This window comes from Pseudomonas laurylsulfatiphila (assembly GCF_002934665.1).
In the GTDB taxonomy this organism is placed as follows: domain Bacteria; phylum Pseudomonadota; class Gammaproteobacteria; order Pseudomonadales; family Pseudomonadaceae; genus Aquipseudomonas; species Aquipseudomonas laurylsulfatiphila.
Map to the genome: position 1 here is coordinate 293,718 of NZ_NIRS01000001.1, position 12,475 is coordinate 306,192.

Consider the following 12,475-nt stretch of genomic DNA (forward strand, 5'->3'; position numbering starts at 1 on the left):
AATCACCTCAGGGTAGAGTGTTGCAGCGCAAGTGGCGAGCGGGATGCACCAGCTTGTGGCGAAGGGGGAATTTCCCTGTGGCGAGGGAGCTTGCTCCCGCTGGAGCGCGAAGCGGTCCTCGGCGTTCCTTCAGACATACTTTGCATGCAGGTTTTACGACGGCTTCGCCGCCGAGCGGGAGCAAGCTCCCTCGCCACAAAAAGCGTTCATTGGAAATGAGGAATTACGCCTGCGCTTCAGCCTCAGCCAACTGCACCCACAACGCCGGGGCACCAGCGGATTTGCCGATGATTTCCAGGCGCGCTGCGTGGCGGGCCAGGTCGTCTTCGCTGGCGCGGATGATGCGCGTCGGCTGGCGATCCGCCGGCAAACGACGGATTTCGGTGGCCGAATTGTCCGCCCCTTCACCGGAGCCATTGCCATCGGAGGCATTACCGGCCAGGGACAGGCTGGTCTGCCCGCCGGTCATCGTCAGGTAGACGTCGGCGAGAATCTCGGAGTCGAGCAAGGCGCCGTGCAGTTCACGGCCGGAGTTGTCGACGCCATAGCGCTTGCACAAGGCGTCGAGGCTGTTGCGCTGCCCCGGGTGACGTTCCCGGGCCATCATCAGGGTGTCGAGGATCGAGCAATGCTGCGTGATGTCCGCGCGGTCCTGCTGCCCCATCAGGGCGAATTCGTTGTTGATGAAGCCAACGTCGAACGCCGCGTTATGGATGATCAGCTGCGCGCCCTTGATGAACTCGAAGAACTCTTCGGCCACCTCGGCAAAACGCGGCTTGCCCACGAGAAATTCGTTGGTGATGCCGTGGACGCCGATAGCGCCCTCGTCACTTTCGCGATCGGGCTGCAGGTAGACGTGAAAGTGTCGGCCCGTCAGGCGTCGGCCGATCAACTCGACACAACCGATTTCGATAATCCGGTGGCCGTCGGTCACCGGCATGCCGGTGGTTTCGGTGTCGAGTACAACGGATCTGGTGGCCATCAGTGCTCAGCTCTCAATCGGTCAATCGTGCAAAAGCGGCGATGTTAACACGCTCGCCGGGGTCTTTCAGGTGGACCGTGTTGCGCCCTTCGCGAGCGGGCTCGCTCCCACAAGGGCTCTTCGGCATATGGAGATCAACAGTGGGAGCGAGCCTGCTCGCGAAGGCCGCGACTCGGTCCAGCAGTCGAGCCCAAATCAGCCCTGCTTGTACCCACGCACTTCATCGACGCCACGGTTGGCCAACTGGTCGGCGCGTTCGTTGCCGTGATGGCCAATATGCCCGCGCACCCATTTCCAGGTGACCTTGTGGCGGTTGACCTGCTCGTCGAGCAACTTCCACAGGTCAGCGTTTTTCACCGGCTCCTTCGCCGCGGTTTTCCAGCCGCGCTTCTTCCAGTTGTCCATCCACTCGTTGATGCCTTTCATCACGTACTGGGAGTCGGTCACCAGCAGCACCTCGCAGGGACGCTTGAGTTCTTCCAGGCCACGGATCGCACCCATCAGCTCCATACGGTTGTTGGTGGTATTGGCTTCGCCGCCCCAGAGTTCCTTTTCAACGCCCTTGCACACCAGCAGTGCGCCCCAGCCGCCAGGGCCAGGGTTGCCCTTGCAGGCGCCGTCGGTGAACAGTTCTACGCTATCGCTCATGCCAATCTATCCAGAAAATGCGCTGGCCCGCCGATCGCTGATCGACGACGCCCGAAGCCGGGACAGGCCCGGCCGCAAATGAAAAAGTGTGTATTACGGTTCGATATTGCGACGGTTGACCTTGGCCATCGGCAAGGGAATCAACTTGCCCATCGGCTCGCGCCGCTCCTGACGGACCGGTCGCAGGCCCACCACGATCTTGCGTGCCACCAGTAAATAGAAGCCGCCGCCCGACAGTTGCCAGTCTCCGGCCTTGCGCTCCCAACCGGCCAGGCGCGTCTGCCACGCCGGTGACGCAAGCGGCGGACGATAGCACCCGAAGCGGCGTTTCTCCAGCGCGAAGCCCAGCAGGTTCAGCCAGTCCGCAACCCGTGACGGCGAAATGCAGCGCGCCTTGCGCAGCGCATCCTGGGCAAACACGTGCCGCAGGCCCCAACTGCTCCAGGGATTGATGCCGATGATCAGCAAATGCCCGCCGGGCCGCACGCTGCTTGCCGCCTCGCGCAGTAAACCATGGGGCGACAGGCAGAAATCCAGGCCGTGCTGCAGCACCACCACATCGGCGGCGTGCTCGCTCAGCGGCCAGGCCTGCTCCTCACAGACGATCTCGACCCCCGGCAACGGCGCGCCAAGGCGTACGTTACGCTGCACCTGCGGCGCTGACGGCGGAGTCTGAGCCGAGGGACCGTAATGCACCAGATAGCCACCAAAGAACCGCCCGAGTTCGTCTTCGAGCATGCGCCGCTCTTCGTCCAGCAGGAATTGCCCGATCGGACCTTCCAGCCACTCGCGGGCCGCGCCGATCAACGCCAGCCAGTCAGGATCAGCCTGTGCGAACGCTTTATCAGTCATTGCATTCTCCAACGCGCCAGGAAGTTCTAAGATGCGCCATTGTTTTCCGCTTGGCGAATCCGACGATGATACAGATCACAGCCCTGCCCGCCTTCACCGACAACTACATCTGGTTGTTACAAGACCACGGCAGCAAACGCTGCGCGGTCGTCGACCCGGGTGATGCCGCCCCGGTACACGCCTGGCTCACGGCCAATCCGGGTTGGGTACTGAGTGATATTTTGATCACTCACCACCATCATGACCACGTCGGCGGCGTCGAACAGCTGAAAAAAGCGACGGACGCGAAAGTCTATGGTCCGGCCAGCGAAACGATCCCGGCGCGGGAGGTTGCGCTCAAGGACAACGACCGCATCAGCGTGCTCGGGTTGGACTTCGATATCTTCGCGGTCCCCGGCCACACCCTGGGACATATCGCCTATTACCATCACGGTTTGCTGTTCTGCGGCGACACCCTGTTTGCCGCCGGTTGCGGGCGGTTGTTCGAAGGCACGCCACAGCAAATGTACAGCTCGCTGACACGCCTCGCGGGGTTGCCGGAAGACACGCTGGTCTACTGCACCCACGAATACACCCTGAGCAATCTGAAGTTTGCCGCAGCCGTCGAGCCGAACAACCCGGATACGGCCGAACGCCTGGCCAAAGTCACCCGCCAACGGGAGTCCGGGATCATGACGCTGCCGTCGACACTGGCACTGGAAAAGCTCACAAACCCGTTTTTGCGTTCCGCTGAAACATCCGTTAAAGAAAAAGCGGACGAACGGACCGGCACCGATAACTCGGCGCCCGATATGGTTTTTGCTGCGCTTCGAGCGTGGAAAGACACGTTCTAAAGGGGTCCCACAAGGCTGCAACAATTCTGAAAGGTTGACCGCGCAGGGTGCGCTTTCTAGAATCGCCCGACATTTTTGCCCGGAACTTACTTCCAGCCAATGTCGTCACCTATTCGCAAAGCCATCAGTTCAGACGCATTGACCCGCTTGGCTCAAGCCATTGCGGTGGCTGTGTCCGCCACCCTGGCGGGCTGTTCCAGCCATGCGCCGCAGACCGATGCGGCGCACACGCCGAACATCGCCGCGCGCGCCAAGCAGAAGCCGATCTGGCTCAGCGAAAAGCCCAGCCCGCAAATTCCACAGGACGTCTGGGAGCGTATGCGCCAGGGCTTCCAGTTGCAGGACGGGCTGGGTGTCAACCCGCGCATCGAGCAGCAGCGCCTGTGGTTCGCCAGCAACCCGTCTTTCCTCGAAAACGCCGGTGAACGTGGCAGCCTCTACATTCACTACATCGTCGAGCGCCTTGAAGAGCGCAACATGCCGCTGGAACTGGCCCTGCTGCCAGTGATTGAAAGTGCCTACAACCCGATGGCCTACTCCCGGGCCGACGCGGTGGGTCTTTGGCAATTCATCCCGTCCACCGGACGTTACTTCAACCTGCGCCAGACCCGTTTCTATGATGGCCGTCGCGACATCACCGCGTCGACCACCGCCGCGCTGGATTACCTGACCCGCCTGCACGACATGTTCAACGGCGACTGGATGCTGGCCCTGGCGGCCTACAACGCCGGTGAAGGCACCGTCAGCCGGGCCATCGAGCGCAACGAGCGGCTGGGCCTGCCGACCGACTACTGGAACCTGCCGCTGCCCTCCGAAACCCAGGCCTATGTGCCGAAGTTGCTGGCGCTGTCGCAAGTGGTGATGGCGCCGGAAGCCTACGGCGTGAACCTCAACCCGATCGCCAACCAGCCCTATTTCCAGGTCGTCGAAATCAACCAGCGCATGGACCTGTCCAAGGTCGCTGAAGTCGCAAACATCGACGAAGACGAACTGTTCCAGCTCAACCCGGCCTTCAAGCAGCGCACCACCATCGACGGCCCACAGCACCTGCTGGTGCCGACCTCCAAGGCGCAACTGCTGACCAGCAGCCTGCAGACCATGCGTCCTGAAGAGTTGATCAGCAAAAAATCGCTCAAGCCGGTCTTCGAAGGCGCCGACGACACCCAGGTCGCCAGCGCCAGGCGGTCCTACCGGGTCAAACGGGGAGACAACCTCGGCTCCATCGCCAAGGCCAACAACGTTGACGTGAAGGACCTGCAACGCTGGAACAAACTGACCGGCAAGAATCTCAAGCCCGGCCAGACCCTGGTCATGCAGGACAACAGCAAACGCAGCTCCGGGCGCGTCAACACCGTGATTGCCGCCAACTCCAAAAAGCAGCAGACCAAGTACAAGGTCCAGCAAGGCGACTCGCTGGCCCTCGTGGCCAAGCGTTTCAACGTCGAGATGCAGCACCTCAAGCGCTGGAATCCTCGTGTCGGCCAGGCGCTGAAGCCCGGCCAGATGTTGACGGTGGCCAATCCGCATTAAAAAGAGCCCCTGATTTCAGGGGCTTTTTTATACCTGTAGGAGCTGGCTTGCCAGCGAAGACATCGGCACAGTCAACATCGATTTCGCCCGTCACGCCGCCTTCGCTGGCAAGCCAGCTCCCACAGGATTGCGTCCAGCCGAATTTACCCATTAACCCCCGTCTTTTTCCTGTCCATACAAGCTGTTACTGTACGGTCCACAAAGCCCAAGCCGCCTGGATCGGATCTCCTATTTGAAGCGTCCCCTGCCCCTGCTCCTGATCAGCCTGGCCTTGAGCTCCACCGCAAGCGCGACGATCAGCGAAAGCCATGGTTATGCGCAGTTCGGCACGCTCAAGTACCCGGCCCGATTTACCCACTTCGACTGGGTCAACCCGCAAGCGCCCAAGGGCGGTACGTTGCGGGTGATGGCGTTTGGCACCTTCGATACGCTCAACCCGTACACCTTCAAGGGCACCAGCCCGGTCACCACACCGAACTTCCTGCAATACGGCATCAACGAACTCAACGAACCGCTGATGGTCGGCACCGGGCAGTACGCGCCTTCGGGTGACGAGCCCGCGTCCAGCTATGGCCTGATCGCCCAGTCGGTGGAGTACAGCGAGGACCGCAGTTGGGTGGTGTTCAACCTGCGCCCTGAAGCACGCTTCCATGACGGAACGCCGATTACCGCCTTCGACGTTGCGTTCTCCTATCGCACGCTGCTCAAGGAAGGGCATCCGCTGTACCGCACCAACCTTCAGGAGGTGCTGCGGGTCGACATCCTCAACCCCCAGCGCATCCGTTTCGTGTTCAAGCGCGCCGGCAATCCGCTGCTGATCCTGCGCCTGGGCGAAATGCCGGTGTTGCCACAGCACTACTGGAAAGGCCGTGACTTCAAGGCCACCACGTTCGAACCGCCGCTGGGCAGCGGGCCGTATCGCATCACGTCGGTCACGCCAGGACGCCAGATCGTTTTCGAACGGGTCAAGGATTACTGGGGCAAGGACCTGTCGGTCAATCGCGGCAAGTACAACTTCGACCGCATGGAAGTCGAGTTCTACCGCGACAGCGACGTCGCGTTCGAGGCGTTCAAGGCCGGTGAATTCGACATCTATATCGAGCATCAGGCGAAAAACTGGGACACCGGCTACAACTTTCCCGCCCTACGCCGCGGTGACGTGATCAAGGCACAGATTCCCCACCAGATCCCGACCCAGACCCAGGGCCTGTTCATGAACGGCCGCCGGGTGACTTTCTCGGACGCCAGGGTCCGTGAAGCGCTGGGGCTGATGTTCAACTTTGAATGGACCAACCGCGCGCTGTTCAGCGGTGCCTACAAACGCGCCCTGAGCTATTACCCCAACAGCGAGTTCTCGGCCAGCGGCTTGCCGGTCGGGCATGAATGGCTGTTGCTCAAGCCCTACCGTGAACAGCTGCCGGCCAGGCTCTTTACCGAGCCGTTCAGCCTGCCGCAGACCGATGGCCGCGCTATCCCCCGGGAGACCTTGCGCAAAGCCCTCGGCCTGCTCGCCGAAGCCGGCTGGAAGCTCAATGGCCAGCACCTGCAAAACGCCGCAGGCCAACCCTTGCGCCTGGAGCTGTTGCTGGTCAACCCGAACCTGGAACGCATCCTCCAGCCCTACGTCGAGAACCTCGCCAGCATCGGCATCGATGCGCAGCTGCGCACGGTCGATCGCGCGCAATACAAGCAGCGCCTCGACCAGTTCGATTTCGACATGATCCTGATGACCCTCAACCAGACCCTCAGCCCGGGCCTGGAACAATGGCAGTACTTTCACTCCAGCCAGGCCGAGGTCAAAGGCAGCAAGAACTACGCCGGCATTGCCAACCCGGTGGTCGACCATCTGCTCGAACAGTTGCTGGCCGCCCAGACCCGTGACCAGCAAGTCGCCGCCGGCAAGGCCCTTGACCGCGTGCTGCTGTGGCAGCACTACATCGTTCCCAACTGGTACCTCAATTATCACCGCCTGGCGTACCGCAACCGGCTCGCCTTTGTCACCACGCCGCCTTACACCCTGGGCCTGAATGCGTGGTGGCTGAAATCTTCGGAGAAAGATCAATGAACCCCATCCGCACCCTGCTCCTGCAGGCCAGCGGCCTGTTGTTCGCCGGGCTGGCCTGCGCCGCCCCGCAACACGCCGTGACCCTGTACAACGAGCCGCCGAAATACCCGGCCGACTTCAAGCACTTCGACTACGTCAATCCCGACGCCCCCAAGGGCGGGATCTTCCGCCAGGCCGGGTTCGGTGGCTTCGACAGCCTCAACCCGTTCATCAGCAAAGGCGTACCGGCGGATGATATCGGCATCATCTACGACACCCTGGCCAAGCAAGGCCTGGACGAGCCGTTCACCGAGTACGGCCTGATCGCCCGGCTGATCGAGAAAGCCCCGGACAACGGCTGGGTGCGCTTCTACCTGCGCCCCGAAGCACGCTTCCATGAAGGCCATCCGGTACGCGCCGAAGACGTGGTGTTCAGCTTCCAGATGCTGACCAAGGACGGCGCACCGATGTACCGCGGCTACTACAACGACGTGGCCGAAGTGATCGCCGAAGACCCGCTGACCGTGCTGTTCAAGTTCAAGCACACCAACAACCGCGAGCTGCCGCTGATCCTCGGCCAGTTGCCGGTGCTGCCCAAGCATTGGTGGGCCGACCGCGACTTCAACAAGGGCAACCTGGAGATCCCGTTGGGCAGCGGCCCGTACAAGGTCGGCGAAGTGAAGGCCGGGCGCTCGGTGCGCTACGAGCGGGTCAAGGACTACTGGGGCAAGGACCTGCCGGTCAATCGCGGTTTCTATAACTTCGACGTGATGACCACCGATTACTACCGCGACAACACCGTGGCCCTGGAAGCACTCAAGGCCGGGCAGTTCGACTACTGGCTGGAAATGACCGCGAAAAACTGGGCCAACGCCTACAACATCCCGGCGGTCACCGAGGGCCGACTGGTCAAGGAGCAGATCCCCAACGGCAACCCGACCGGCATGCAAGGCTTCGTGTTCAATCTGCGTCGCCCGGTGTTCCAGGATGTGCGTGTGCGCCAGGCCTTGTCGCTGTTGCTGGACTTCGAATGGACCAACAAGCAACTGTTCAACGGCGCCTACGCACGTACCCGCAGTTATTTCGAGAACTCGGAAATGGCCGCCACCGGCCTGCCTGACGCCGAACAGGTGGCGATCCTCGAACCGTTTCGCGCCAAGCTGCCTCCGCAGGTGTTCAGTGAAGCCTTCCAGAACCCCGCCACTGACGGCAGCGGCATGATCCGCGCCCAGCAACGGCAAGCCTATCAACTGCTGCAGGAGGCGGGCTGGCGCATCGTCGATGACAAAATGGTCGACGCCACCGGCAAGCCGGTGGTCATCGAATTCCTGTTGGCCCAGACCGAATTCGAACGGGTGCTGCTGCCGTTCAAACGCAACCTGAGCGACCTGGGTATCGATCTGGTGATCCGCCGGGTCGACGTCTCGCAGTACATCAACCGCGTGCGCTCCCGGGACTTCGACATGATCGTCGGCAGCTTCCCGCAGTCCAACTCACCAGGTAACGAACAACGGGAATTCTGGATGTCGGCCGCCGCCGACAAACCCGGCAGCCGCAATTCCATGGGGCTCAAAGATCCGGTGGTCGATCAACTGGTCGAACAACTGATCAACGCCGATTCGCGCAAAAGCCTGGTGGCCCATGCCCGCGCGCTGGACCGCGTTCTGCAATGGGGCTATTACGTAATACCCAACTGGCACATCAAGACCTGGCGCGTGGCGTACTGGAACCACATCGGCCACCCGAAGGTCTCGCCCAAGTACGACATCGGCACGGCCACCTGGTGGGTCAAGCCCGACATCAAGCCGGCGATAGAAGTCGAAACCATACTGCAGGCCGATCCTGCGGGCACGGAGTAATCAGATGCTGGCGTACATTTTTCGTCGACTGTTGCTGATCATTCCGACCCTGTTCGGCATCTTGCTGATCAACTTCGTGATCATCCAGGCCGCCCCGGGCGGGCCGGTGGAACAGATGATCGCCAAGCTCGAAGGCTTCGAAGGCGCCACCAGCCGCATCGCCGGCGGCGGTGCCGAAGTCTCGGTGGCAGGCTCGGCCTATCGCGGCGCCCAGGGCCTGGACCCGGCGCTGATCAAGGAAATCGAACACATGTACGGCTTCGACAAGTCGGCGCCGGAACGCTTGTGGATCATGGTCAAGAACTATGCGTCGCTGGATTTCGGCGACAGCTTCTTTCGCGACGCCAAGGTCATCGACCTGATCAAGGAAAAGATGCCGGTGTCGATCTCCCTCGGGCTGTGGAGCACCCTGATCATGTACCTGGTGTCGATCCCGCTGGGGATCGCCAAGGCCACGCGACACGGCAGCCATTTCGACGTCTGGACCAGTTCGGCGATCATCGTCGGCTACGCGATCCCGGCGTTCCTGTTCGCCATCCTGTTGATCGTGGTGTTCGCCGGCGGCAGTTATCTGGACTGGTTCCCGTTGCGCGGGCTGACCTCGAACAACTTCGATGAACTGAGCATGAGCGGCAAGATCCTCGACTACTTCTGGCACCTGGCGCTGCCGGTGACCGCGCTGGTGATCGGCAACTTCGCGACCATGACCCTGCTGACCAAAAACAGCTTCCTCGACGAGATCAACAAGCAGTACGTGATCACCGCCAGGGCCAAGGGCCTGACCAACCACCGCGTGCTGTACGGCCATGTGTTCCGCAACGCCATGCTGCTGGTGATCGCCGGTTTCCCTTCAGCCTTCATCGGTATCTTCTTCACCGGCTCGCTGCTGGTGGAGGTGATCTTCTCCCTCGACGGCCTGGGCCTGATGAGTTTCGAAGCGGCGATCAACCGCGATTACCCGGTGGTGTTCGGCACGCTGTTCATCTTCACGTTGCTGGGGCTGGTGGTGAAACTGATCGGCGACCTTACCTACACCTTTGTCGATCCGCGCATCGACTTCGAAAGCCGGGAGCATTGAGATGAACCTGTCCCCTCTCAATCGCCGGCGCTTCGAACTGTTCAAGGCCAACAAGCGTGGCTGGTGGTCGCTGTGGCTTTTCTTGATCCTGTTCGGCGCCAGCCTCGGCGCCGAGCTGATCGCCAACGACAAGCCGCTGGCGGTGCATTACGACAACAACTGGTACTTCCCGGCGCTCAAGCGCTACCCGGAAACCACCTTCGGCGGCGAATTTCCGCTGGAAGCCAACTACAAGAGCCCGTACATCCGCGAACTGCTCAAGGCCAGGGACGCCTGGGTGCTGTGGGCGCCGATTCCCTACAGCTACCAGAGCATCAACTACGACCTGAAAGTCCCGGCCCCGGCCCCGCCCTCGACGGACAACCTGCTGGGCACCGACGACCAGGGCCGCGACGTGCTGGCCCGGGTGATCTACGGTTTCCGCATTTCGGTGCTGTTCGCCCTGACCCTGACCGTGCTCAGCTCGATCATCGGCGTGATCGCCGGCGCCTTGCAGGGTTTCTACGGCGGCTGGGTGGATCTGGCCGGGCAGCGCTTCCTGGAGATCTGGTCCGGGCTGCCGGTGCTGTACCTGCTGATCATCCTCGCCAGCTTCGTGCAACCCAACTTCTGGTGGCTGCTGGGGATCATGCTGCTGTTCTCGTGGATGAGCCTGGTGGACGTGGTGCGCGCCGAATTTCTGCGCGGGCGCAATCTGGAATACGTGCGCGCCGCCCGCGCCCTGGGCATGCAGAACGGCGCGATCATGTTCCGCCATATCCTGCCCAACGCGATGGTCTCGACCATGACCTTCATGCCGTTCATCCTCACTGGCGCCATCGGCACTCTGACCGCCCTGGACTTCCTCGGTTTCGGTCTGCCGGCAGGCAGCCCGTCGCTGGGTGAACTGGTGGCCCAGGGCAAATCCAACCTGCAGGCGCCGTGGCTGGGCATCAGCGCCTTTGCGGTGCTGGCCCTGATGTTGAGCCTGCTGGTGTTCATCGGCGAATCCGCTCGCGATGCCTTCGACCCGAGGAAGTGAAATGAATCAGGACAATCTGATCGAAGTGCGCAACCTGTCCGTCGAATTTGTCGTCGGCAATCGTTGTCAGCGGGCCGTCGAAGGCATCAGCTTCGACATCAAGCGCGGCGAAACCCTGGCCTTGGTCGGCGAGAGCGGTTCCGGTAAATCGGTCACCGCACACTCGATCCTGCGCCTGCTGCCCTACCCGCTGGCCCGCCATCCCTCCGGCACCATCGAATATTCCGGGCAGAACCTGCTGGACCTGAAGGAAAAAACCATCCGCCACATTCGTGGCAACCGGATTGCGATGATCTTCCAGGAGCCGATGACCTCGCTCAACCCGCTGCACTCGATCGAAAAGCAGATCAACGAAGTGCTGGGCATCCACAAGGGCCTGAGCGGCAAGGTCGCGACCAAACGCACCCTGGAGTTGCTGGAGATGGTCGGCATCCCCGAGCCACACAAACGCCTCAAGGCCCTGCCCCACGAATTGTCCGGCGGCCAGCGCCAGCGGGTAATGATCGCCATGGCCCTGGCCAACGAACCGGAACTGCTGATCGCCGACGAGCCCACCACTGCGCTGGACGTGACCGTTCAGCTGAAAATCCTCGAATTGCTCAAGGAATTGCAGGCGCGGCTGGGCATGGCGCTGCTGCTGATCAGCCATGATTTGAACCTTGTGCGAAGAATTGCGCATCGCGTATGTGTCATGCAGCAAGGTTGCATCGTCGAACAGGCATCGTGCGAAGAATTGTTCCGCGCGCCGCAGCATCCGTACACTCGGGAACTGCTGGCAGCGGAGCCCGGCGGCAAGCCTGCAAGCAACGTGATCGGCCCGCCCTTGCTGGCGGTCGAGGACCTGAAAGTCTGGTTTCCGATCAAGAAAGGCTTGCTCAAGCGCACGGTGGATTACGTCAAGGCGGTCGACGGCATCAATTTCAGCCTGCCCCAGGGCCAGACCCTTGGGATAGTGGGTGAAAGCGGTTCCGGCAAATCGACCCTGGGCCTGGCGATTTTGCGGCTCATCGCCAGCAAAGGCGCCATTCGCTTTGAAGGCCAGCCGCTGGACAGCCTGACGCAGCAACAGGTCCGGCCGCTGCGGCGGGAGATGCAAGTGGTGTTTCAGGACCCGTACGGCAGCCTGAGCCCACGGATGTGCGTGAACGACATCGTTGGAGAAGGCCTGCGGATCCACAAGATGGGCACCGCGGCGGAACAGGAACAAGCGATCATTGCAGCACTCAAGGAGGTAGGCCTGGATCCGGAAACCCGGCACCGCTACCCCCACGAATTTTCCGGCGGGCAACGGCAGAGAATCGCCATTGCCCGGGCATTGGTGTTAAAACCGGCGTTGATTTTGCTGGACGAGCCGACTTCGGCCCTCGACCGCACGGTACAACGCCAGGTAGTGGAGCTTTTGCGTTCGCTGCAAACCAAGTACAACCTGACGTATCTGTTTATCAGCCATGACCTGGCTGTGGTGAAAGCGCTGAGCCACCAGTTGATGGTGGTCAAGCATGGCCAAGTGGTCGAACAGGGAGACGCGCAAAGCATTTTTGCCGCCCCCCAACATCCGTATACACAGCAGTTGCTGGAAGCCGCTTTTTTGGCTCCGGCCACTGCGCAATAACCTGAAAGAGGAGCAA

General features: G+C 61.5%; 10 protein-coding genes. 7 read left to right on the top strand and 3 right to left on the bottom strand.

The window, feature by feature from the left end; genetic code table 11:
* Window positions 1-223 precede the first annotated feature (223 nt).
* From dnaQ to CD175_RS01315, 3 genes are all read right to left on the bottom strand, one after another.
* Window positions 224-982: a DNA polymerase III subunit epsilon gene (gene dnaQ, locus CD175_RS01305; RefSeq protein ID WP_046037200.1), complete on the bottom strand. Its 759-nt coding sequence runs from the start codon at window positions 980-982 to the stop codon at window positions 224-226.
* A 195-nt stretch (window positions 983-1,177) separates the two neighbouring features.
* Entirely contained in the window at window positions 1,178-1,630 is a 453-nt protein-coding gene (gene rnhA, locus CD175_RS01310) for a ribonuclease HI (RefSeq protein ID WP_007979123.1), read from the bottom strand.
* A gap of 93 nt (window positions 1,631-1,723) precedes the next feature.
* Window positions 1,724-2,482 (bottom strand): class I SAM-dependent methyltransferase, encoded by a 759-nt coding sequence (locus CD175_RS01315; RefSeq protein WP_104447346.1) that lies wholly within the window; start codon window positions 2,480-2,482, stop codon window positions 1,724-1,726.
* Between the two features lie 65 nt (window positions 2,483-2,547).
* Between CD175_RS01315 and gloB the strand changes: the two genes are divergently transcribed.
* The 7 genes from gloB to CD175_RS01350 all read left to right on the top strand — a co-directional run bounded on the left by gloB (window position 2,548) and on the right by CD175_RS01350 (window position 12,459).
* Entirely contained in the window at window positions 2,548-3,315 is a 768-nt protein-coding gene (gene gloB / locus CD175_RS01320) for a hydroxyacylglutathione hydrolase (protein ID WP_104448055.1), read from the top strand.
* Window positions 3,316-3,414: 99 nt separating this feature from the next.
* On the top strand, window positions 3,415-4,845 hold the full coding sequence (locus CD175_RS01325) for a transglycosylase SLT domain-containing protein (protein ID WP_007979119.1): 1,431 nt from the start codon (window positions 3,415-3,417) through the stop codon (window positions 4,843-4,845).
* Between the two features lie 244 nt (window positions 4,846-5,089).
* On the top strand, window positions 5,090-6,910 hold the full coding sequence (locus tag CD175_RS01330) for an extracellular solute-binding protein (protein WP_420849090.1): 1,821 nt from the start codon (window positions 5,090-5,092) through the stop codon (window positions 6,908-6,910).
* Complete coding sequence (locus CD175_RS01335) at window positions 6,907-8,748, top strand: extracellular solute-binding protein (protein ID WP_104447348.1); 1,842 nt, start codon at window positions 6,907-6,909, stop codon at window positions 8,746-8,748. Before CD175_RS01330 ends, CD175_RS01335 begins: the two co-directional genes overlap by 4 nt.
* Before the next feature lie 4 nt (window positions 8,749-8,752).
* Window positions 8,753-9,826, top strand: a complete 1,074-nt coding sequence (locus CD175_RS01340) for a microcin C ABC transporter permease YejB (RefSeq protein ID WP_104447349.1) — start codon at window positions 8,753-8,755, stop codon at window positions 9,824-9,826.
* A gap of 1 nt (window position 9,827) precedes the next feature.
* Window positions 9,828-10,847 carry an ABC transporter permease gene (locus CD175_RS01345; RefSeq protein WP_104447350.1) on the top strand — a complete coding sequence of 340 codons (1,020 nt, stop codon included), beginning with the start codon at window positions 9,828-9,830 and terminating at the stop codon, window positions 10,845-10,847.
* Window position 10,848: 1 nt separating this feature from the next.
* Window positions 10,849-12,459: an ABC transporter ATP-binding protein gene (locus CD175_RS01350; RefSeq protein ID WP_104447351.1), complete on the top strand. Its 1,611-nt coding sequence runs from the start codon at window positions 10,849-10,851 to the stop codon at window positions 12,457-12,459.
* Window positions 12,460-12,475 lie beyond the last annotated feature (16 nt).

Excerpts from the sequence above, each read along its gene's own strand:
- dnaQ (WP_046037200.1), bottom strand. The coding sequence starts at position 982 with ATGGCCACCAGATCCGTTGTACTCGACACCGAAACCACCGGCATGCCG.
- rnhA (WP_007979123.1), bottom strand. The coding sequence starts at position 1,630 with ATGAGCGATAGCGTAGAACTGTTCACCGACGGCGCCTGCAAGGGCAAC.
- CD175_RS01315 (WP_104447346.1), bottom strand. The coding sequence starts at position 2,482 with ATGACTGATAAAGCGTTCGCACAGGCTGATCCTGACTGGCTGGCGTTG.
- gloB (WP_104448055.1), top strand. The coding sequence starts at position 2,548 with ATGATACAGATCACAGCCCTGCCCGCCTTCACCGACAACTACATCTGG.
- CD175_RS01325 (WP_007979119.1), top strand. The coding sequence starts at position 3,415 with ATGTCGTCACCTATTCGCAAAGCCATCAGTTCAGACGCATTGACCCGC.
- CD175_RS01335 (WP_104447348.1), top strand. The coding sequence starts at position 6,907 with ATGAACCCCATCCGCACCCTGCTCCTGCAGGCCAGCGGCCTGTTGTTC.
- CD175_RS01340 (WP_104447349.1), top strand. The coding sequence starts at position 8,753 with ATGCTGGCGTACATTTTTCGTCGACTGTTGCTGATCATTCCGACCCTG.
- CD175_RS01345 (WP_104447350.1), top strand. The coding sequence starts at position 9,828 with ATGAACCTGTCCCCTCTCAATCGCCGGCGCTTCGAACTGTTCAAGGCC.
- CD175_RS01350 (WP_104447351.1), top strand. The coding sequence starts at position 10,849 with ATGAATCAGGACAATCTGATCGAAGTGCGCAACCTGTCCGTCGAATTT.